The 19,562-nt window shown below is 69.5% G+C and carries 17 protein-coding genes, 1 tRNA gene and 2 pseudogenes; 11 read left to right on the top strand and 9 right to left on the bottom strand.

Annotated features, from left to right (window positions below; translation table 11 throughout):
* Positions 1–33: 33 nt before the first annotated feature.
* The 3 genes and pseudogenes from DDF67_RS01035 (at position 34) to DDF67_RS25880 (ending at position 895) form a co-directional block, all read left to right on the top strand.
* Positions 34–110 (top strand) — tRNA-Met (locus tag DDF67_RS01035).
* Positions 111–370: 260 nt separating this feature from the next.
* Positions 371–574 (top strand): annotated as a pseudogene (locus tag DDF67_RS25875) (cold-shock protein); the annotation flags it as partial.
* A gap of 126 nt (positions 575–700) precedes the next feature.
* A complete protein-coding gene (locus tag DDF67_RS25880) occupies positions 701–895 on the top strand; it encodes a cold-shock protein (protein WP_233245359.1) in 195 nt (64 codons plus the stop codon).
* 138 nt (positions 896–1,033) lie between these two features.
* Here DDF67_RS25880 and DDF67_RS26350 read toward each other — a convergent pair whose 3' ends face one another.
* Positions 1,034–1,303 carry a YecA/YgfB family protein gene (locus tag DDF67_RS26350; protein WP_109099116.1) on the bottom strand — a complete coding sequence of 90 codons (270 nt, stop codon included), beginning with the start codon at positions 1,301–1,303 and terminating at the stop codon, positions 1,034–1,036.
* Positions 1,304–1,513: 210 nt separating this feature from the next.
* Entirely contained in the window at positions 1,514–3,817 is a 2,304-nt protein-coding gene (locus DDF67_RS01050; protein ID WP_109099117.1) for an NADP-dependent malic enzyme, read from the bottom strand.
* A gap of 420 nt (positions 3,818–4,237) precedes the next feature.
* On the opposite strand from DDF67_RS01050, the gene uraH reads away from it, so the two are divergent.
* The 6 genes and pseudogenes from uraH to DDF67_RS26355 form a co-directional block, all read left to right on the top strand.
* Positions 4,238–4,585, top strand: a complete 348-nt coding sequence (uraH, locus tag DDF67_RS01055) for a hydroxyisourate hydrolase (protein ID WP_109099118.1) — start codon at positions 4,238–4,240, stop codon at positions 4,583–4,585.
* 1 nt (position 4,586) lies between these two features.
* The gene (gene xdhA / locus DDF67_RS01060) at positions 4,587–6,065 is read left to right on the top strand and encodes a xanthine dehydrogenase small subunit (RefSeq protein ID WP_109099119.1); all 1,479 of its coding nucleotides are present in this window, start codon (positions 4,587–4,589) and stop codon (positions 6,063–6,065) included.
* Positions 6,058–8,403 carry a xanthine dehydrogenase molybdopterin binding subunit gene (gene xdhB / locus DDF67_RS01065; RefSeq protein ID WP_109099120.1) on the top strand — a complete coding sequence of 782 codons (2,346 nt, stop codon included), beginning with the start codon at positions 6,058–6,060 and terminating at the stop codon, positions 8,401–8,403. Before xdhA ends, xdhB begins: the two co-directional genes overlap by 8 nt.
* Positions 8,404–8,561: 158 nt before the next feature.
* A complete protein-coding gene (xdhC, locus tag DDF67_RS01070; protein WP_233247495.1) occupies positions 8,562–9,587 on the top strand; it encodes a xanthine dehydrogenase accessory protein XdhC in 1,026 nt (341 codons plus the stop codon).
* Entirely contained in the window at positions 9,574–10,857 is a 1,284-nt protein-coding gene (gene guaD, locus DDF67_RS01075) for a guanine deaminase (RefSeq protein WP_109099122.1), read from the top strand. The genes xdhC and guaD overlap by 14 nt, the downstream gene beginning before the upstream one ends.
* Before the next feature lie 50 nt (positions 10,858–10,907).
* Positions 10,908–10,990: pseudogene (locus DDF67_RS26355) on the top strand (hypothetical protein); the annotation flags it as partial.
* 32 nt (positions 10,991–11,022) lie between these two features.
* Here DDF67_RS26355 and DDF67_RS01080 read toward each other — a convergent pair.
* From DDF67_RS01080 to DDF67_RS01100, 5 genes are all read right to left on the bottom strand, one after another.
* Positions 11,023–11,991 (bottom strand): nucleoside hydrolase, encoded by a 969-nt coding sequence (locus tag DDF67_RS01080; protein WP_109099123.1) that lies wholly within the window; start codon positions 11,989–11,991, stop codon positions 11,023–11,025.
* A 143-nt stretch (positions 11,992–12,134) separates the two neighbouring features.
* Positions 12,135–14,315, bottom strand: a complete 2,181-nt coding sequence (locus tag DDF67_RS01085) for a TonB-dependent receptor (RefSeq protein ID WP_109099124.1) — start codon at positions 14,313–14,315, stop codon at positions 12,135–12,137.
* A 218-nt stretch (positions 14,316–14,533) separates the two neighbouring features.
* Complete coding sequence (hpxZ, locus tag DDF67_RS01090; RefSeq protein ID WP_109099125.1) at positions 14,534–14,935, bottom strand: oxalurate catabolism protein HpxZ; 402 nt, start codon at positions 14,933–14,935, stop codon at positions 14,534–14,536.
* Positions 14,932–16,320 (bottom strand): AtzE family amidohydrolase, encoded by a 1,389-nt coding sequence (locus DDF67_RS01095; protein WP_109099126.1) that lies wholly within the window; start codon positions 16,318–16,320, stop codon positions 14,932–14,934. The genes hpxZ and DDF67_RS01095 overlap by 4 nt, the downstream gene beginning before the upstream one ends.
* Positions 16,317–16,526: an AtzG-like protein gene (locus DDF67_RS01100; RefSeq protein WP_109099127.1), complete on the bottom strand. Its 210-nt coding sequence runs from the start codon at positions 16,524–16,526 to the stop codon at positions 16,317–16,319. The genes DDF67_RS01095 and DDF67_RS01100 overlap by 4 nt, the downstream gene beginning before the upstream one ends.
* A gap of 248 nt (positions 16,527–16,774) precedes the next feature.
* Between DDF67_RS01100 and DDF67_RS01105 the strand changes: the two genes are divergently transcribed.
* Positions 16,775–17,722: an acetamidase/formamidase family protein gene (locus DDF67_RS01105; RefSeq protein ID WP_109099128.1), complete on the top strand. Its 948-nt coding sequence runs from the start codon at positions 16,775–16,777 to the stop codon at positions 17,720–17,722.
* 7 nt (positions 17,723–17,729) lie between these two features.
* Here the strand turns inward: DDF67_RS01105 and DDF67_RS01110 are convergent, their stop codons facing one another.
* Together DDF67_RS01110 and DDF67_RS01115 are read right to left on the bottom strand one after the other, a co-directional pair.
* Positions 17,730–18,551: a hypothetical protein gene (locus tag DDF67_RS01110; protein WP_109099129.1), complete on the bottom strand. Its 822-nt coding sequence runs from the start codon at positions 18,549–18,551 to the stop codon at positions 17,730–17,732.
* A gap of 56 nt (positions 18,552–18,607) precedes the next feature.
* Positions 18,608–19,162 carry a TetR/AcrR family transcriptional regulator gene (locus tag DDF67_RS01115; protein ID WP_109099130.1) on the bottom strand — a complete coding sequence of 185 codons (555 nt, stop codon included), beginning with the start codon at positions 19,160–19,162 and terminating at the stop codon, positions 18,608–18,610.
* Positions 19,163–19,251: 89 nt separating this feature from the next.
* Here DDF67_RS01115 and DDF67_RS01120 point away from each other — a divergent pair, with 89 nt between their 5' ends.
* Positions 19,252–19,560, top strand: a complete 309-nt coding sequence (locus DDF67_RS01120; RefSeq protein ID WP_269845425.1) for a DMT family transporter — start codon at positions 19,252–19,254, stop codon at positions 19,558–19,560.
* Positions 19,561–19,562 lie beyond the last annotated feature (2 nt).

Here is a 19,562-nt window from a genome sequence, read left to right on the forward strand (position 1 = left end):
GTCCAGAACCCTACCCACGATCAATACCCCTGCCGCGGGGTGGAGCAGCCCGGTAGCTCGTCAGGCTCATAACCTGAAGGTCACAGGTTCAAATCCTGTCCCCGCACCCAATCTTCCGCAGGCGTCTTCTGGGCTGTGCAGCAAGGTCGATACGATCCGTATCGGCCTTTTTTCGCGTCCGCGTTTACCACTCATAGTGGTATTTTGGCGACAGGGCGGCCTCCGCGCGCGAATTTTTCTGGCCTGTGGCCGCTTCCCGTCCATATTCTCCGTGCAAAGGCCATAGCGCGTGCCGCAGTTTTGCGTCATGAGTTGCTGTGGAAGGACGCGGGCCGGCAATTGGCCCGTCGATTGAGGTTTTGAGGATAAGATGGCGAACGGTGTCGTTAAGTGGTTCAACCCGGCCAAGGGCTTTGGCTTCATTCAGCCCGAGGACGGCGGCCAGGACGTGTTCGTCCACATCGCCGCGGTTGAACGTTCGGGCCTGTCGGGCCTGAACGAAGGCGATCAAGTGGCTTACGAGCTGGAAGAGGACCGCCGTTCGGGCAAGACCTCGGCTGGCAACCTGCGCGTGACCGGCCATGGCGCCGCTCCGGCCGGCGGCGCTCCGCGTCGTCCGCAACGCAGCTTCGACGCCCCGCGCGGCGGCGGCTACGGCGGCGGCGGCGGTGGCGGCACCGGCGAAGCTGGTACGGGCGTCGTGAAGTGGTTCAACAGCACCAAGGGCTTTGGCTTCATCCAGCCCGACAACGGCGGTGGCGACATCTTCGTGCACATCTCGGCCGTCGAGCGCGCCGGCCTGCGCGGCCTGAACGAAGGCCAGCAAGTCGGCTACGAACTCGAGCAGGACCGCCGCTCGGGCAAGACCTCGGCCGGCAACCTGCGCATCCTCTAAGGCTCGCGCGCGCCGATCGTCCGCGGTCGGCGCCTGAGGCCTGAATGCAAGAAGGCCCCGCTGGGGCCTCCGTCATCCCCGAGGATGGCTGGAGGCTCCGGCGGGGCCTTTCTGCGTTCGCGGCGGGTCCTGTCGGGATCAGCAGGCGCCGCAGCACCTCTTGTGCTTGCGCCCCGAGCCGCAAGGGCAGGCGTCGTTTCGCCCGGCCTTGAGCCGGCGGGTCTGGAGGCCGACCGCCGCCAGTAGGCGTGGATTCCCTGGGCGGTCGCCGCCCCAGACATGGGGCAGCCATTCGGCCGGCATGATCCGCTCTGGACCGACCGCGAGACCCGTCAGGAAGCCGTCGAGCTCGCTCGGAAGCAGGGCTGATCGCGGAACTTCCTCCGACGACAGAAAGGCGTCCAGGATTTCGAGTTCGGGGTCAGGTCGGCGGCTTCGGGCGACACGGCGGGTCTCATGCTGGAAAAGCGGCGCCGGCGAAGGGGCGCCTGCAGCCGTCCGTCGAAAGTAGCCTCAGCCTACATGTCCAGACCGGCGCGTCGAACGCCGGTTGTGGCCTGTTCGACCCTTTCCGCCTTCGCGGGATGGACGAACAGGCCACGGCCTCGTGCCGCGCCGTCAGAGGCCTTGCGCGGCGGCGCGCTCGGCGGCGGCCTGGTTCACGGCCAGGGCGGTCATGTTGACGATGCCGCGAGCGGTGACGCTGGGGGTGAGCACGTGCACCGGCCGGCTCATGCCCAGCAGGATCGGACCGACCAGCAGGGCCTCGGTGGCGGCCGTCAGCAGGGTCAGGCTGATATTGGCCGCGTCCAGGGTCGGCATGACCAGCAGGTTGGCCGAGCCCTTCAGGGTGCTGTCGCCCACCAGGCGGTCGCGCAGGGCCTGGGAGAGGGCCGCATCGGCGTGCATCTCGCCGTCGACTTCCAGCTCGGGCGCGGCGGTCCGCACCATCGACAGGGCTTCGCGCATCTTGCGGGCGGTCGGCGAGTTGCTGGCGCCGAACGAGGAGTGGGACAGCAGCGCCGCCTTGGGCGTCAGGCCGAAGCGACGCACCGACTCGGCGGCCAGCAGGGTCATCTCGGCGATCTGCTCGGCGGTCGGCTCGACATTGACGTGGGTGTCGCAGAAGAACAGCGTGCCGTTGTCGAGGATCAGCGACGACATCGCATAGACCCGGCCGACGTTCTCGCGCTTGGGGATGATCGGCAGCACGTAGGTCATGTGCTGCCACCAGTCGCCGCTGCCGCCCACCAGGGCCGCGTCGACCTGGCCGGTCTGCAGCAGCATCGAGGCGGCCACCGTGCGGCGGCCCTCGACGCGGCGCTTGGCGGCCAGGGGCGGCACGCCGCGGCGGCCGACCAGGGTCTGGTACTGGCCGACGATCGGCTCGAACACCTCGTGGTCGGCCAGCGGGTCGAGGATCTCGACGCCGCCGCCCAGATCCAGGCGCAGGCCCATCTCGGCGACCTTGGCCTTGATGACGTCGCGGCGGCCGATCAGCACCGGCGCGGCCAGGCCGTCGTCGACCACGGTCTGGACGGCGCGCAGGACGCGCTCGTCCTCGGCCTCGGCGTAGGCGACGCGGACCTTGGCGGCCTTTGTGGCCTTGCGGGCGCGCTCGAACACCGGGCGCATCAGCTGGCCCGAGCGGTAGACGAACAGCTCCAGCTCGGCGCGGTAGGCGTCGAAGTCGGCGATCGGGCGGGTGGCGACGCCACTCTCCATGGCCGCGCGGGCCACGGCCGGGGCGATCTGCAGGATCAGGCGCGGATCGAACGGCTTGGGGATGATGTACTGGGCGCCGAACATCGGGGCTGCGCCGCCGTAGGCGCTGGCGACCACTTCGCTGGCCTCGGCGCGGGCAAGCTCGGCGATGGCCTCGACGGCCGCCACCTTCATCGCCTCGTTGATCTCCGAGGCGCCCACGTCGAGCGCGCCGCGGAAGATGAACGGGAAGCAGAGGACGTTGTTGACCTGGTTGGGATAGTCGCTGCGGCCCGTGGCCATGATGGCGTCGGGGCGGTCGGCATAGACCAGCTCGGGCAGGATCTCCGGATCCGGATTGGCCATGGCCAGGATCAACGGCTTCTCGGCCAGCAGCGGCAGCCATTGGGGCTTGAAGACGCGCGGGGCCGACAGGCCCAGGAAGATGTCGGCGCCGGGCAGCACGTCGGGCAGGGTGCGCGCGTCGGTCGGACGGGCGTAGCGGGCCATGTTCTCGGGCATGTCCGGATCGCGGCCGGCGTGGACCACGCCCTTGATGTCGGTGAGGGTGACGTTCTCGACCGGCAGGCCCATCGACACCAGCAGATCAACGCAGGCCAGGGCGGCGGCGCCGGCGCCCGAGGTGACCAGCTTGACGTCCTTCAGCTGCTTGCCTTGGACGAGCAGGGCGTTGCGGACGGCGGCGGCGCAGACAATGGCGGTGCCGTGCTGGTCGTCGTGGAAGACCGGAATGTTCATCCGCTCGCGCAGGGCGCGCTCGATGACGAAGCACTCCGGCGCCTTGATGTCTTCGAGGTTGATGCCGCCGAAGGTGGGCTCGAGCGCGGCCACCACCTCGATGAAGCGGTCAGGATCCTTGGCGTCGACCTCGATGTCGAAGACGTCGATGCCGGCGAACTTCTTGAAGAGGACGGCCTTGCCTTCCATCACCGGCTTGGAGGCCAGCGGGCCGATGTCGCCCAGGCCCAGCACGGCGGTGCCGTTGGAGATCACGGCCACCAGATTGCCGCGGGCGGTGTAGTCGCGGGCCAGATCGGGGTCTTCGGCGATGGCCACGCAGGGGGCGGCGACGCCGGGGGAATAGGCCAGGGCGAGGTCGCGCTGGGTGGCCATCCGCTTGGTGGCCTCGATCTGCAGTTTTCCGGGCCGCGGCAGCCGGTGGTAGTCCAGGGCGGCTTTACGGAAATCCTCGTCCATCATCGATCCTTCGCGGGTGTTCTGCGCAGCGCTGTGAAAGCGGGCCGTCTTTTCGCGTTCGTTTTGGGAGAGGAACGCACGCGGCCCGTCTGGCCGTGTAGCTACCGGGGTTGGCCGCGCATTTCCAACCTTACGCAGCGCCTGCGGCCCATTTTTTGTGATTCTGCGGCCCTGGCGCGTCGTTTCGGCGGCGTCGGACGACCCTGGGTCGAGCTCTAGTAAGTAATAAAAGACTTATATACGCTCAATCGGCGGGCGCACGGCGCCGCCTGGCTGGGCGAACCGGCGGGGCGAGGCGCCCGCGAGGCCCGTGCGGCGCCGACGACGCTGGACAGCCCGTGCGGGCGGTTCCAGCCTTCGGGGGAAGGCGAAAGAGCGTATGATGACCACCACACCGCAGGGCGCGAGGAAGCAAGGGCGATGAGCGGCCTGACGACCCATATCCTCGACACCGCCGCCGGCCGACCGGCCGCCAACGTGGCCGTGCGCGTGCTGCGCCGGATCGAGGGCCCGCCGGTGCTGCTGAAAGCGACGACCACAGACGCCGACGGCCGCGCGCGGCTGGTCGAGGGGCAGGCGCTGGAGGCCGGCGGCTATCGCCTGGAGTTCGAGATCGCCGCCTATTTCGCCGCCAGCGGGGCCGGGGTGTCGGACCCGCCGTTCCTCGACGTGGTGACCATCGATTTCGCGGTGGCCGACGCGGCCCAGCACCATCACGTGCCGCTGCTGGTGTCGCCGTTCGGCTATTCCACCTACCGAGGCAGCTGAGATGGGCGGGACGATCCGTTTCCTGCTGGACGGCCAGGCGCAGGAGGCGGCGGGCGTGGATCCTGCGACCACGCTGCTGGAGCACCTGCGCGGGCCGCTGCGGCGAACCGGAACCAAGGAAGGCTGCGCCGAGGGCGACTGCGGCTCCTGCACCGTGCTGGTGGGCGAACTGACCACCGGCGATGACCTCGATCCCGTCAACTGGCGGGCGGTGAACGCCTGCATCCAGCTGCTGCCGATGCTGGACGGCAAAGCGGTGATGACCGTCGAGAGCCTCGCCACCCAGGCCATGGCAGGATGCGAGGGAAGGCCGCATCCCGTGCAGCAGGCGATGATCGACAGGCACGGCTCGCAATGCGGCTTCTGCACGCCGGGCATCGTCATGTCGCTGTACGGCCGGGCGGTCGGCGCCTGCGGCGCCGGTGCGCCGGTCGAGGACGTGCTGGCGGGCAACCTCTGCCGCTGCACCGGCTATGGCCCGATCCTGGACGCCGCCCGCGAGGTGGTGCGCGAGGCCGCGCCCGACGTGGCCGCGCCGCTGCAGGCCATACAGCGCCAGACCATGCTGACCCTGGCGCACGAGGATCCGGTGCGCGGCGTCACCCGCCGCTGGCTGGCGCCGCGCGGCCTCTCCGAGCTGTCCGCCGCCGCCGAGGCCAATCCCGACGCGACCTTCGTGGCCGGGGCCACGGACGTGGGGCTGTGGGTGACCAAGCTTCGCAAGCCGCCGGAGGTTCTGATCGACATCGGCCGCGTGCCGGAGCTGAAGACCATCGGCCGGGTGGGCGACGCTTTGCGGATCGGCGCGGGCGTGCGCTATGTCGAGGCGATCGAGACCCTGGCGGGGCGCTATCCCAGCCTGGGCGAGATGATGCGGCGGCTGGGTTCGACCCAGGTGCGCAACAGCGGCACGATCGGCGGCAACATCGCCAACGGCTCGCCGATCGGCGACATGCCGCCCGCCCTGATCGCGCTGGGCGCCAGGCTGGTGCTGCGCCAGGGCGAGACGACGCGCGAGATCCCGCTGGAGGACTTCTTCATCGCCTACGGCCAGCAGGACCGCCAGCCGGGCGAGTTCGTCGAGGCGGTGATCGTGCCGCGCGGTCCGGCCGGCCAGATCTTCAAGGTCTACAAGCTGTCCAAGCGCTTCGACCAGGATATCTCGGCCGTGTGCGGCGCCTTCGCCGTCACCGTTGTCGACGGGGTGGTGATCGAGGCGCGTGTGGCGTTCGGCGGCATGGCCGGCACGCCCAGTCGGGCCGGCGCCTGCGAGGCGGCGCTGATCGGTTCGCCCTGGACGTACGAGAGCGTCGAGGCCGCGGCCGCCAGGCTGGACGAGGACTACACGCCGCTGTCGGACATGCGCGCCTCGGCGGCGTACCGGGCGCGGGCGGCGCGCAACCTGCTGATCCGGGCTTTCATCGAGAGCGCAGAGCCCGGCGTGGCGACCAGCGTGCTGGCGGAGGCGGCCCATGGCTGATTCCGGCGTTCCCCTGAAGGTGACCCCGTTCCAGGGCGTCCACGCTTCGGTCGCGCACGACAGCGCCCTGCGCCACGTGACCGGCACGGCGATCTATGTCGACGACCTGCCCGAGCCGGCGGGGATGCTGCACGTGCACCTGGGCATGAGCACCCGGGCCCACGCGCGGATCACGGCGATGGACCTCGGCGCCGTGCGCGCCTCGCCCGGCGTGGTCTGCGTGCTGACCGCCGACGACATTCCAGGCGAGAACGACGTCAGCCCGGTGATCCATGACGACCGCCTGTTCGCGCAAGGCGAGGTCATTTACGTCGGCCAGAGCCTGTTCGCGGTGGCCGCCACCTCGATCGCCGCCGCCCGCGCCGCCGCGGCCAAGGCCGTGGTCGCGTACGAGGACCTGCCGGCGGCGATCACCATCGAGGATGCGGCCAAGGCCGAACTGAAGATCGAGGCCAGCCAGCGCATGGCCCGCGGCGACGCCGAGGCGGCCATCGCCACCTCGCCAAATCGGGTTCGAGGCCGGTTCGCGATCGGCGGCCAGGACCACTTCTATCTGGAAGGCCAGGCCTCGCTGGCGACGCCGCGCGAGGAGGGCGACGTCCACGTCTGGTGCTCCACCCAGCATCCCACCGAGGTGCAGCACCTGATCGCCCGCGTGCTGGGCCGTCCCGACCACGCCGTGACCGTGGAGGTGCGGCGCATGGGCGGCGGCTTCGGCGGCAAGGAGACGCAGGCCTCGCTGTTCGCGGCGGCCGCGGCGCTCGTGGCCGTGAAGACCGGCCGTCCGGCCAAGTGCCGTCCCGACCGCGACGAGGACATGGTCATGACCGGCAAGCGGCATGATTTCGAGGTGGATTACGACGTCGGCTTCGACGCCGAGGGGCGGCTGCAGGGCATCCGGCTGGAGCTGGCCTCGCGCTGCGGGGCGACGACGGACCTTTCGCCGGCCATCAACGACCGGGCGATGTTCCACGCCGACAACGCCTATTACCTGCCGGCGGTCGAGATCGTCTCGCACCGCTATCGCACCCACACCGTCTCCAACACCGCTTTCCGGGGCTTCGGCGGGCCGCAGGGCATGGCGGCGATCGAGCGGGTGATGGATGCGGTGGCCCAAAGCCTGGGACTCGATCCGCTGGAGGTGCGCCAGCGCAACCTCTATGGCGCCCATGGAGAAGGAGCGGGCCGGAATCTCACGCCCTACTACCAGGTGGTGGAAGACAACGTCGCGCCGGAGCTGATCGAGGAACTGGCGAAATCCTGCGACTACGAGGCCCGGCAGAAGGCGGTGGACGCGTTCAACGCCGCCAATCCGATCCTGAAGAAGGGCCTGGCCCTGACGCCGGTGAAGTTCGGGGTGTCGTTCACCACCACCCACCTGAACCAGGCGGGAGCGCTGATCCACATCTACGCCGACGGTTCGATCATGCTGAACCACGGCGGCACCGAGATGGGGCAGGGGCTGTACGTCAAGGTCGCCCAGGTGGCCGCCGAGGCTTTCCAGGTTCCGCTGGAGCGCGTGAAGATCACCTCGACCACGACCGACAAGGTGCCCAACACCTCGGCCACGGCGGCCTCGTCGGGGGCGGACCTCAATGGCATGGCGGTGCTGGATGCGGCCGGCAAGCTGAAGGCGCGGCTCGTCGCCTTCGCCGCCGGGAAGTGGGGCGTTGATCCCTCGCAGGTGGCCTTCACGCCCGACGGCGTGCGGATCGGCGGCGAGACGGTGAGCTTTCCCGACCTCTGCAAGCAGGCCTATCTGGCGCGCATCTCGCTGTCGGCCACCGGCTTCTACGCCACGCCCAAGATCGCCTACGACCGCAAGACCCATCGCGGGCGGCCGTTCTACTATTTCGCCTATGGCGCGGCCTGCAGCGAGGTGGTGATCGACACCCTGACCGGCGAGACCAAGGTGCTGCGCGCCGACATCCTGCACGACGTGGGGCGCTCGCTGAACCCGGCCATCGACCTTGGCCAGGTGGAGGGCGGCTTCATCCAGGGCATGGGCTGGCTGACGACCGAAGAGCTGGTCTACGACGCCAAGGGCGTGCTGAAGACCCATGCCCCCTCGACCTACAAGATTCCTACGGCCAGCGACCGGCCGCGCGTGCTGAACATCAAGCTCTGGGAGCCCGGCCGCAACGCCGAGCCGACCGTCCACCGCTCCAAGGCCGTGGGCGAACCGCCGCTGATGCTGGCGATCTCGGTGTTCTCGGCGATCACCCGGGCGGTGGCGTCGGTGGGCGATCACCGGGTGATGCCGGACCTGGACGCGCCGGCGACGCCGGAGGCGGTGCTGACGGCGGTCGAGGACGTGCGGAGGCGGGCCAATGGCTGAGGCCGGCTTCGCTTCTTCAAACCTCTCCCAAGGGGAGAGGGAGGGGCCCGCCGCGCAGCGGTGGGAGGGTGAGGGGGTAAACCGCTCGCCGTCAAAACCCCTCACCCTCCCACGCCTGACGGCGTGGGCCCCTCCCTCTCCCTATGGGAGAGGTTGAATTGCTCGCGACCCACAAGAACTGGGCCCGCGCGGCCCTGTCGCGCCTCGATGCGAACGATAACGCCGCCCTGGTCACCGTGCTGGCCACCGAGGGCTCGGCGCCGCGCGAGGCGGGGACCAAGATGGTGGTCTGGGAGGGCGGGCAGTCGGGCACGATCGGCGGCGGCAATCTGGAGCATCAGGCGACCAGCCAGGCGCGGCGGATGCTGACCGGTTCGCAGGTCGCCTTCGCCATCCAGGACTATCCGCTGGGGCCGCTGCTGGCCCAGTGCTGCGGCGGCCGGGTGAGGTTGATGATCGAGCGGGTCGAGGCCGCCAGCCGCGACTGGCTGACCGAGGCCGCGCGCCGGATGGACGCCGACCAGCCGTTCGAGCTGCGCACCCGTTTCGATCCGGGTCTCCTGACCAAGACGATCGCTCCGATCGCAGCGCTGGACGCCGATCCGCCGGCCGTCAGCCTGGGCGGCTCGCCGGCCGCCGCGCGCGGGGCGCGGCCCGAACTCGGCGACGAGCTGGTCGAGCGCAGCGAAAGCCCGCGCCGGCCGCTGCTGCTGTTCGGCGCGGGGCATGTGGGCCAGGCGATCGCCCGAGCCTTCGCGCCCCTGCCGTTTCGGCTGTTCTGGTATGACAGCCGGCCCGAGGCGGCCGATGTTCCCGGCGTCGTCGTGCGTGAGCCGGCCGAGTTGGCGGCCCTGGCCATGGGCGCGACGCCGGAAGCCTACGGCCTGATCCTGACCCACGACCACGCCCTGGACTACGCCCTGGCCTCGGCCGGGCTGGCGGGCGGCGGGTTTTCCTATCTCGGCCTGATCGGCTCGAAGACCAAGCGGGCCAGGTTCATGCACCGGCTGCGCGACGACGGCTTTTCGCAGCTGGCGCTGAACCGCCTGACCTGCCCGATCGGCCTGCCGGGCCTGAAGAGCAAGGCGCCGGAGGTGATCGCCGTCTCTGTGGCGGCCGACCTCTTGATGCGGTTAGAAGCGGCGCAGGCCCGCAACGACGAGGGCGCCAGTGCAAGCTTATAGGGCGTCGATCCTCCATCTGGTTGGAGATCCGACGAAGGACGAGAAGGCCGTGGCCTTCCATGACGACGGCCTGCTGGTCGTGAATGAAGGACGGGTGGTCGCGTGCGGCGACTACGCGGCGCTGGCGGCCGACCATGTCGAGGTTCCGGTCGAGGATCTCTCGGGCCATTGGATCACGCCGGGCTTCATCGACACCCACATCCACTTCCCGCAGGTCGACATCGTCGCCGCCCATGGCGCGCAGCTGCTCGACTGGCTGGAGCAGCACACATTCCCCGCCGAGGCCGCCTTCGCCGATCCCGAGCACGCGCGCGAGACGGCGACCTTCTTCGTCGACGAGCTGCTGCGCAACGGCACGACCACGGCCCTGGTGTTCGGCTCGGTGCACAAGGGATCGGTCGAAGCCCTGTTCGCCGAGGCCTTCTCGCGCGACATGCGGCTGATCGCCGGCAAGGCGCTGATGGACCGCAACGCCCCGCCGGGCCTGACCGATACGGTCGAGGGGGCGCGGGCCGACATGGAAGGCCTGATCGCCGACTGGCACGGCAAGGGACGGCTGGGCTATGCGGTCACCCCGCGCTTCGCGATCAGCTGCACCGACGCCCAGCTGGAGATGGCCGGCCAGGTGCTGGCGCAGCATCCCGGCGTCTGGATGCAGACCCACCTGTCGGAGAACCCGCGCGAGATCGTCGAGACCGCGGAGCTTTTCCCCGGCGCGAGCGACTATCTCGACGTCTATGAGCGGTTTGGCCTGGTGCGGAAGCGCTCGGTCTTCGCCCACTGCGTCCACCTTCAGGGCGAGGCCTTCCAGCGGCTGGCGGCCAAGGATGCGGCGGTGTCGTTCTGCCCGACCTCGAACCTGTTCCTCGGCTCGGGCCTGTTCCCGCTGCCGACCGCCTGCCAGCATGGGGTGAAGGTGGGCATCGGCACCGACGTCGGGGCCGGCACGACCTTCTCGATCCTCCATACCCTGGGCGAAGCCTACAAGGTGGGCCAGCTGCGCGGGCAGGCGCTGGATCCGTTCCACGCGCTGTACCTGGCCACCCTGGGCGGGGCGAGGGCGCTGGACCTGGACGACCGCATCGGCAACCTGGCCCCCGGCAAGGAGGCCGACTTCCTGGTGCTGGATCTCGCCGCCACGCCGCTGCTCGCGCGCCGGCTGGCGGCGGCCAAGGGGCTGGAGGACCGGCTGTTCGCTCTGACCGTGCTGGGGGATGACCGGGTCGTGGCCCGGACGTACCTGGCGGGCGTGGAGCGGTATCGCAAGTGATCTCCTCCCCCGCTTGCGGGGGAGGGGGACCGCGAAGCGGTGGAGGGGGCGAGACTGGGCTCAGTGCCGGCCGTCGCCCCCTCCGTCACGGCGCTGATAGCGCCGCGCCACCTCCCCCGTTGCACGGGGGAGGAGTAGGGAGCTGTCGCGGAGCGACTGAGGGGGTTACCCCGCCACCACCCCGTTCATCGTCCGCGCGTACAGCGCCAGCAGCCTGTCCGCATCGACCTTGATCGCCGCGCTGTGGATCGGCTGGTCGTCCCAGGCGGACGGGCCGAAGAGCTCGCCTTCGACCTTCTGCAGGGTCTGGCCCAGGGCGATGCCCTCGGTGACCACGCGGACCGAGCCGCGGCGCACTTCGAACAGGCTCTCGTCGATGACATAGGCCACGGCGGCGGCGTCGTGGACGCAGCAGCCGACGATGCCGTCGCGGCCGCCGTAGAAGGCCGCATAGGGCTTGGAAATGGCGTTGAGGAACTGGCCGGCCGGACCGGCTGAGGCTTCCAGGGCCTCCATGAAGTCCGGCGTCATGATCACCTGGGTGGTGACGTCCAGGCCGATGACCGTGACGTGCCAGGGCGCGGTGAAGACGCGGTCGGCGGCTTCCGGATCGTTCCAGATGTTGGCTTCGGCGACGGGCGTGACGTTGCCCGGCTTGCCGGCGACGGCGAAGGCGCCGCCCATGATCACCACGCCCTTGAGCAGGGTCGCCACTTCCGGATCGGCTTGCAGCGCCAGGGCCAGGTTGGTCAGCGGGCCGACGGCGACCAGGGTGATCTCGCCGGGATTGGCGCGGGCGATGTCGATGATCGCCTGGTAGGCGGGCTTGGCCTCCGGCTCGGCGGCGACCAGGCCGGTCAGTTCGACGTCGCCCAGACCGTTCTCGCCATGCACGAAGGTGGGCGAGGGATTGCGCGGGCGGGTGAGCGGCTTGTCCGTGCCCTTGAAGATCGGCGCCGTGAGGCCGAAGCGGTCCTTGAGGTAGAGGGCGTTGCGGGTGGTGGTGTCGATGTCGGCGTTGCCGAACACGGTCGTCACGGCCACCAGGTCGAGCGCCGGGCTGGCCTCGATGAACAGCAGGGCCATGGCGTCGTCGATGCCGGGATCGGTGTCGAAGATGATCTTGGTCGTCATCGGTCTTCTTGTCTGCGAGCCCGGCGGGAGGCCGGGAAAGCCGATGACCTTAGCCTTCCAGGGCGGCGCGAGCATGTCAAAACGACAACGGCCCGGGCGTTTTTCAACGCCCGGGCCGCCGTTTGCTTCAGCTTTGTCGTCGCTTAGCGGCGGGCGCTCAGCGAGATGCCGACCACGCGCGGCTCGTTGACGAAGCCGGTCAGGTTGTTGAAGTCGATGCCGCCGCGCAGGTTCACCTCGTTGGTGATGTTGCGGGCGAACACGGCCACTTCATACGCGCCGTCGGTGCGGGCGTAGCCCAGCTTCAGGCCGCCTTCGAAGGTGTCCTTGCTGTTGAACTCCTTGCTCTCGTAGAGGAAGAGGTTCGTGTAGCCCTGACGGAACCAGTCGGTCTCGGCGAAGAGTTCGCCGTTCGCGCCGACCGGCACGTTGTAGCGGGCGCCGAAGTTCAGGATGTATTCCGGCGCGTTCGGGAACGGGTTGCCGTTGACCAGGGCCTGGCCGGCGGTGTTGAGCGGATCGGTCACGGTGCACTGGGCGCAGACGGCCACGGCAAGGCCCGAGTCCTTGATCTTGGTGTGGCTGTAGCTGTAGCCGGCGGTGACCAGCAGGTTCGAGGTGACCTTCCACTCGCCGTCCAGTTCGACGCCGTAGGCCTCGCCCTTCTTGGCGTTGATCAGGCGGTTGGAGTTGGCGCCGCCGCCGACCGCGCTGAACTGCGGGTCGTCGATGGTGTAGGTGAACACCGCGCCGTTCAGGCGGAGGCGACGTTCAAAGAGCTCGCTTTTGACGCCGGCTTCCCACGACAGGATGGTTTCCGACTGGGCGACCGAGGCCGGGCTGCCGAAGGCGATGTCGCGGCCCTGGATCGACGGACCGCGGAAGCCGCGGGCCACCTTGCCGTAGACGCTGACGTCGTCGCTGACGGCGTAGAAGGCCGACAGGTCCCAGCTGGCCTGGCTGTCGGAGACCGACACCGGGGCCGAGGCGCCGAACGGCGAGGACAGGACTTCCATGTCCTTGTCGTCGTCGGTCCAGCGGACGCCGGCGGTGACCTTCAGGGCGTCGGTGACCTGGTAGGAGCCCTGACCGAACACGGCCCACGAGGTGTTCTTGTGCTCCAGGGTCGAGGGGGCGACGAAGAACGGGTTGGTCGAGACGGTGAAGGCCGACTTGAAGTAGTAGGCGCCGACCTGCCAGGCCAGCTTGCCGTCGGTGTCGCTGGCCAGGCGGATTTCCTGGGTGACCTGGTCGAGGTCGCCGATGGAGTCCTGGGTGTCGGAGTCGAACGGGATGAAGCCCGGGCCGACGCCGGCCACGCCGCCGTCGATGTCGCCGCGGCTGCGGCCCTTGGCGGTCTCGTAGGCGCTGATCGAGGTCAGCTTCACGCCGCCGAAGTCGTGGTCGATCTTCAGCGAGACGCCGGTCGAGTCATACGCCTGCGGGTTGTTGTCGCCGCCGTTGTAGCTGACCTTGTCGCGGTCGAAGTTCGAATTGATCTTGTTGCTGCCGGCCGTGAGGATGTTGGCGCGGAAGACCGCCGCGGTGCCGTCCAGCGAACGGGTGTGGGCGATGGCCAGGATCGAGGTGTCCTCGGTCGGGGTGGCCAGGATTTGCAGGCGGGCGGCCTTTTCGTTGTAGCCGCCCAGGGCGTTCTTCACGCCGGTGAAGCTGTTGTCGATGTAGTCGTCGCGGTGCTGGTACAGGGCCGAGGCGCGGACGGCCAGCTTGCCCGGGACGATGGCGCCGCCGACGCCGCCTTCGAAGGTGGCCGAGCCGTACGAGCCGTAGGTGGCCGTGCCGTTGGCGCGGAAGTCTTCGCTCGGCTTGACCGTGTCGAACTTGACGATGCCGGCGGTGGTGTTGCGGCCGAACAGCGTGCCTTGCGGGCCGCGCAGGACTTCGACCTGCTCGACGTCATAGACGGGCGAGCTCTTGAGCACGACGTTCTCGAGGACGACGTCGTCCATGATCACCGACACCGGCTGCGAGGCGGCCAGGTCGAAGTCGGCGTTGCCGAGGCCCCGGATGTAGAAGCGCGGGGCGGCGCGGCCGTTGGAGCTTTCGATGTAGAGGCCGGGGACGCGGCTCGACAGGGCCAGGACGTCTTCGCCCGCGGCGAAGATCGAGGCCAGCTTCTCGCCCGAGACGGCGGCGACGGAGACCGGCACGTCCTGGATGTTTTCCGAGCGCTTCTGGGCGGTGACGATCACGTCGTCGAGGGCGACGGCTGCGTCCTGGGCGAAGGCCGGGGCCGCGACGGCGGCGGCCAGCAGGAGTGCGCCGAACGCGGCGCCCGAGCGCAGCTTGGCTTGATTGGTCATGTCGAAATCCCCTTCGAACACCGGTGGAGGAGCCGGTTGCGGGGTGCAATGCACAATGGCGTCGCTGAAATCAAAAGGCTTGATGACGACTCAGTATCGACTCCGTGAAGTTTGTTCTGGGGCTGTCACTATTTGACCACGCTGCGACAACGGCGCCCAAAACTAGATCATAAGTCAGCACATACTTACTTATTGTCCTTGGGCGGAGCGTCTATCGCCTATGGAGCAAGGCGTTGGTCGGCGCCGCCCTGAAGCAGCGAAACGTGCGCGGACACGATTTTCCAGCCGCTTTCGGTGCGCAGCCAGGTCTGGCTCTGGCGGCCGGGCTGTTTTGCCCCGGTTCTGAGGAATTCGACGTTGGCGATCGCGAAATCACGCCCAAAGGTGGTGATTTCGGTCCGCAGGCGCTCGCGCAGCGGCGAGCCGCCGGTCCGGCCGATTCGAAAGGCGGCGATCTCGGAAAAGCCGTAGAGGTTCTCGGCCACGCCGTAGCGCACGGTCTCGGGAGCGTCCCGGAAGAAGCCGTCCAGCGCCTCGACGTCGTTGGTCATCAGGGCCGTCTCGTAGGCGTCGACGGCGGCGGTCACCTGCGCCAGCACCTCGGCGTCGTTGACGATCATCCTTTGAACTCCGGTGGACGATGGGCGGCGATCACCCCGGCGCGCTCCAGGCGCAGGGCCGCGGCGAAGGCCAGGTCTTCGCGCCAGGCCGGCGCGATCAGTTGCACGCCGACCGGCGGCCTGCCGGGGCGGTTCACCGGCGCGGCCACGACCGGCAGGCCGATGTAGCTGATCGGCTGGGTGTAGGCGCCCAGGGTCTTGCGCACCGAAACCTGCGCGCCGGCCAGCTCCATGGTCGCCTGGCCGATCGGCGGGGCCGGGCAGGGGGCGACGGGGGCTAGCAGCAGGTCGAAGTCCGCGAACAGCTTGCGGGCCGCGTCGCGGAACACGGGACGATAGCGGCGGGCGGCGTCGGCGACCTCTTCCGGCAGCAGGGCGCCGGCCAGCAGGCGGTCGCGCACCGCCGGGTCGTAGTCGAGAGCGCGGGCGGCCAGATCCTCGAAGTGCAGATGGCCGCCTTTGGAGGCCGACATCGCGAAAGCGGCGGCGCGGGCGGCCTGGGCGCCGGGCAGCTCGACGTCGCGGCGGGCCTGCAGGGCGTCGGCGACGATCTCCAGCGCCTCGACCACCTCGGGGAAGGCGCCCTGCTGGAACCAGCCGCCCAGAACGCCGACGCGCAGGGGCCGTTCGGCCAGGGCGTCCAGCCGCCCCGACAGCGGGTCGGCCACCGGCGGCGCGAGGTCGTCGCACGGGTCCGGGCCCTGTAGCGCGTCATAGGCCAGGGCGAGGTCGGCGGCCGTGCGCGTGAACGGGCCGATGTGGTCCAGGCTATGGACGAAAGGGAAGGTTCCGGCCCGCGACAGCCGGCCCAGCGTCGGCTTCATCCCGAACACGCCGCACAGGCTGGCGGGAATGCGGATCGAGCCGTTGGTGTCCGAGCCCAGGGTCAGGGGCATGATGCCACCCGAGACCGCCGCGGCCGAACCACCCGACGAGCCGCCGGCGATGCGCGCTGGATCGTGCGGATTGCGGGTGGGGCCGTCGTGAGCGTTCTCGGTGACGAAGCCGTAGGCGAACTCGTCCATGTTCAGCGCCCCGACCAGCACCGCGCCAGCGGCCTTCAGCCTGGCGACGGCGGTGGCGTCGGTGGCGGCGGGGGGCGCGTCGCGGCGGATCTTGCTGCCGGCCAGGGTGACATGGCCGGCTACGTCGAACAGGTTCTTGACCGCGAAGGGCACGCCGGCCAGCGGCCCAAGATCGACCCCGGCCGCGAAGGCGGCGTCGACGGCGTCTGCCTGCCTCAGCGCCTCGGCCTCGAACACGGCGGTGAAGGCGTTGAACGGCTCGGCCCGGGCGGCGGCCAGCGTGCGCTGGGTGATCTCGCGGGCGGTGGTGCGACCCTCGCGCAGCGCGCGGCCAAGGCCCTGGACGGTGTCGAAGCTCATGGCTCGAACGCCTCGATCTGGGCGTCGGGATCCGTCAGGTCCGCGAACAGGGCGGTCTGGTCGCGCAGCAGGGCGAGGTTCTCGGCGACGCCGTCGCGGCAGCTTTCAGGAACGGGCAGGCCAAGCTCGGCGCTGCGGCGATCCAGATAGGCGGCGACCTTGGCGTCGGTGAGGTTTTGGAAGGCCGACAGATCGCCGCCCGACATGGGAAGTCACTCACGCTAGGAAGTAATTGAATACTTCATAGCCAGCCGACGATAGCGCCGCCAGCGCGGGTTTTTCAAGCGCTTAAGCTAGGCCGATCGCCTGCTGTATGCGCGACCTTGGTGCAACCGGCGCCCAGGCGGCAGGCAGGTTTCGCAAAGCGCGGCGCGGGCGGAGGCCCGCGCTTCGTTCCAGCGGCGGCGCGGTCGGAGACTGGAGGCCGTTTCAAGCCTTCGGTCACCGCTTCGCCATGCATCATCACCTCGCCTCCACCCCGCAAACCGTCCGCTTCGGCATCTTCGACGCGGCCTTCGATCCGGTGCTCACCGTCCAGCCGGGCGACAGCGTCACCTTCGACTGCGTCTCCGGCGGGCCCGAGGTGATGCCGAGCGCGGAGTCGTGGCTGACCATCCCGCCGGCCCTGCAGGCGATCCACGACGCCGGGCTGGATCGGATCGGGCCGCATATTCTCACCGGGCCGGTGGCCATCGCCGGGGCAGAACCCGGCGACACCCTGGAAGTGCGGATCGAGGCGGTGGAGCCCAACAACGACTGGGGCTACTGCGCGGTGCGGCCGCTGGCCGGCACGATCCCGGAAGACTTCCCCGACCGCTATGTCAGCCACATCGCCGTCGACAAGGCGCGCGGCGTCTGCAAGCCGGAGTGGGGGCCGCAACTGCCTCTGCGTCCGTTCTTCGGCACCATGGGCGTGGCGCCGCCGGCGAAATACGGGCGCCTGTCCAGCCGCGAGCCGCGCGAGCACGGCGGCAACATGGACAACAAGGAGCTGGGCGCGGGCGCGACCCTCTATCTGCCGGTCTGGGTTCCGGGCGCCAACTTCTCGGCCGGCGACGGCCACGGCCGCCAGGGCGACGGCGAGGTCTGCGTCAATGCGCTGGAGATGGGGCTGACCGGGACCTTCACCTTCATCCTGCACAAGGCTTCCGAGGTGGGCGTGGCGACCTGGCCGCGGGCCGAGACGCCCACCCACTACATCGTCATGGGCTTCAACGAGGACCTCGACCTGGCCATGAAGCAGGCCCTGCGCGGCATGATCGACTTCATCTGCGCCCGCTCGGCCCTGACCCGCGTGCAGGCCTACCAGTTCTGCTCGCTGGCCGTGGACTTCCGAGTGACCCAGACCGTCAACGGCGAGAAGGGCGTGCACGGCATGCTGGAGAAGGGCGTGCTGTTCTGAGGCGGACCTACTTGGTCTGGGCCTTGCGGACCTTGCCCTGCTCGACGATCCAGATGTCCTTGCCGCCGTTGGTCCCGACGCCCAGCGGCAGCTTGTAGAGCCGGCTCAGGAACACGTGGGTCTCGACCGGCGTGGGCGAGACGATGTGGCTGGCGAAGGCCAGGGCCGGCTTGCCCTCGGCGGCCTTGGGCTTCTCGATCAGCAGGCACGAGGCCGACAGGGCGTCGACCTGTTTGACGGTCTTGCCGTCGGCGGCGACGAAGATCCGGTAGTGGCCGCCGACCGGGATGGCGCCGGCCGCCGGGGCGGGGGCCAGCAGCCAGACGATCCAGCCGTCGCCGTCGGGGTTCTTGACCATCGCGGTGTTGTAGCCAGCGCGGCAGGCGGCGGGTTGGGCGGCCGCCGCGGCTTGGCGCGCCGAGAAGGCCAGGCGTTCCTCGTCGGTCAGCTTGCGGTCGGCCGGTTCGGTGACCGGACCCGCGCCCTTGCCGTCGACCACGACATCGTAGCCGATCTCCAGGCCGCTGCCCGTGTCGCGCAGGAAGCGGACCTTGGCGGTCTTGCCGTCGTCCTGCACCAGCCAGCCCTTCAGGCCAGCGGCCCGCAGGTCGGACACCTTGGCGGTCAGGGCGTCGCTAGCCAGCCAGGCCGCGATGTCCTGCCGGTAGATGGCGGTCCCGAAAGCCTCCAGCTGCGGCAGTTCGTAGGCCTTGATCGGCGCGGTGGGCCTGGCGGGCGATTTGCTGACCGAGGCGGCCGGCTGGGCGTGCGCGACGCCGGAAAGCAGAAGGGCCAGGCTGACGGCCAGGGCCGGACGGAACGACGCCACGCAGATACTCCCCCAGGATAAAGCTCGACCCAAGGTAGCGTTTCGCGTGGCGACGTCTACAGGGAAGAGGCCTCGGGGTCCGTCAACGCCAGCAGATCGTCGAAGATCTCGCGCCACAGCGGATCGCCGATCTCGAAGCCGACCAGATGGCGGATGAAGAACAACCCCTCGGCCGCCAGGAAGGCGATCCGCAGCCGGCGCGCCTCGGGCGTCGCGGCCGACAGGTCGCCGACCCGGGCGGCGTACCAGTCGGCCATGGGGCCGACCTTCTCGCCAGCGCCAGCGGCGGCCGCCAGCAGGGTGGCGACCCGGCTGATGGTCTCGGTTTCCTCGTCGGCGGTCGAGCGCAGGTGCTCGGCGATGATCTCGCGCGGCGTCGGCGATGGGCCGACGGCCTTGTCGAAGCGCGCTCGCTCCTGCGCGGACCAGCGATCGAGCAGGGCGTTGATCATGCCCTCCTTGGTGACGAAGGCCGACTGCACGCTGGCCTTGGGCGCGCTGGCCTCGGCCGCGACCGCGCCGAACGACAGGGCGGCCGCGCCGTTCCTGGTCACGACGGCCTCGGCCGCGTCGAGAAGGCGGTCGCGATCCATCGTGCGTGGCCTGGCCATCCGGCGGTTCCTTGAATTATTCAAATACGATCGTATTTAAAGGCGCAGCCTCGATCAATGACGATCAAAGGAGACGCTTCGTGGCCTGGATGTACCTCGTTTTTGCCGGCCTGCTGGAAATCGGCTGGCCGGTGGGCCTGAAAATGGCCCAGGCGCCGGGCACGCGGCTGTTGGGTATCGCCGTCGCCCTGACCTTCATGGCGGCCAGCGGCACGCTGCTGTTCATCGCCCAACGGCAGATCCCGCTCGGCACGGCCTATGCGGTGTGGACCGGCATCGGCGCGGCCGGGACCTTCCTGGTTGGTGTGCTGGTCTTCGGCGATCCGACCTCGCTGACCCGCTATCTGGGCGTGGCGTTGATCGTCGCCGGCGTGGCGGCCCTGAAGTTCGGCCACTGAGC

This window comes from Caulobacter endophyticus (assembly GCF_003116815.1).
Lineage (GTDB): Bacteria > Pseudomonadota > Alphaproteobacteria > Caulobacterales > Caulobacteraceae > Caulobacter > Caulobacter endophyticus.

Coding starts and splice junctions, on each gene's coding strand:
- DDF67_RS01050 (WP_109099117.1), bottom strand. CDS start 3,817: ATGGACGAGGATTTCCGTAAAGCCGCCCTGGACTACCACCGGCTGCCG.
- uraH (WP_109099118.1), top strand. CDS start 4,238: ATGAGCGGCCTGACGACCCATATCCTCGACACCGCCGCCGGCCGACCG.
- xdhA (WP_109099119.1), top strand. CDS start 4,587: ATGGGCGGGACGATCCGTTTCCTGCTGGACGGCCAGGCGCAGGAGGCG.
- xdhB (WP_109099120.1), top strand. CDS start 6,058: ATGGCTGATTCCGGCGTTCCCCTGAAGGTGACCCCGTTCCAGGGCGTC.
- DDF67_RS01080 (WP_109099123.1), bottom strand. CDS start 11,991: ATGACGACCAAGATCATCTTCGACACCGATCCCGGCATCGACGACGCC.
- DDF67_RS01085 (WP_109099124.1), bottom strand. CDS start 14,315: ATGACCAATCAAGCCAAGCTGCGCTCGGGCGCCGCGTTCGGCGCACTC.
- hpxZ (WP_109099125.1), bottom strand. CDS start 14,935: ATGATCGTCAACGACGCCGAGGTGCTGGCGCAGGTGACCGCCGCCGTC.
- DDF67_RS01095 (WP_109099126.1), bottom strand. CDS start 16,320: ATGAGCTTCGACACCGTCCAGGGCCTTGGCCGCGCGCTGCGCGAGGGT.
- DDF67_RS01100 (WP_109099127.1), bottom strand. CDS start 16,526: ATGTCGGGCGGCGATCTGTCGGCCTTCCAAAACCTCACCGACGCCAAG.
- DDF67_RS01105 (WP_109099128.1), top strand. CDS start 16,775: ATGCATCATCACCTCGCCTCCACCCCGCAAACCGTCCGCTTCGGCATC.
- DDF67_RS01115 (WP_109099130.1), bottom strand. CDS start 19,162: ATGGCCAGGCCACGCACGATGGATCGCGACCGCCTTCTCGACGCGGCC.
- DDF67_RS01120 (WP_269845425.1), top strand. CDS start 19,252: ATGTACCTCGTTTTTGCCGGCCTGCTGGAAATCGGCTGGCCGGTGGGC.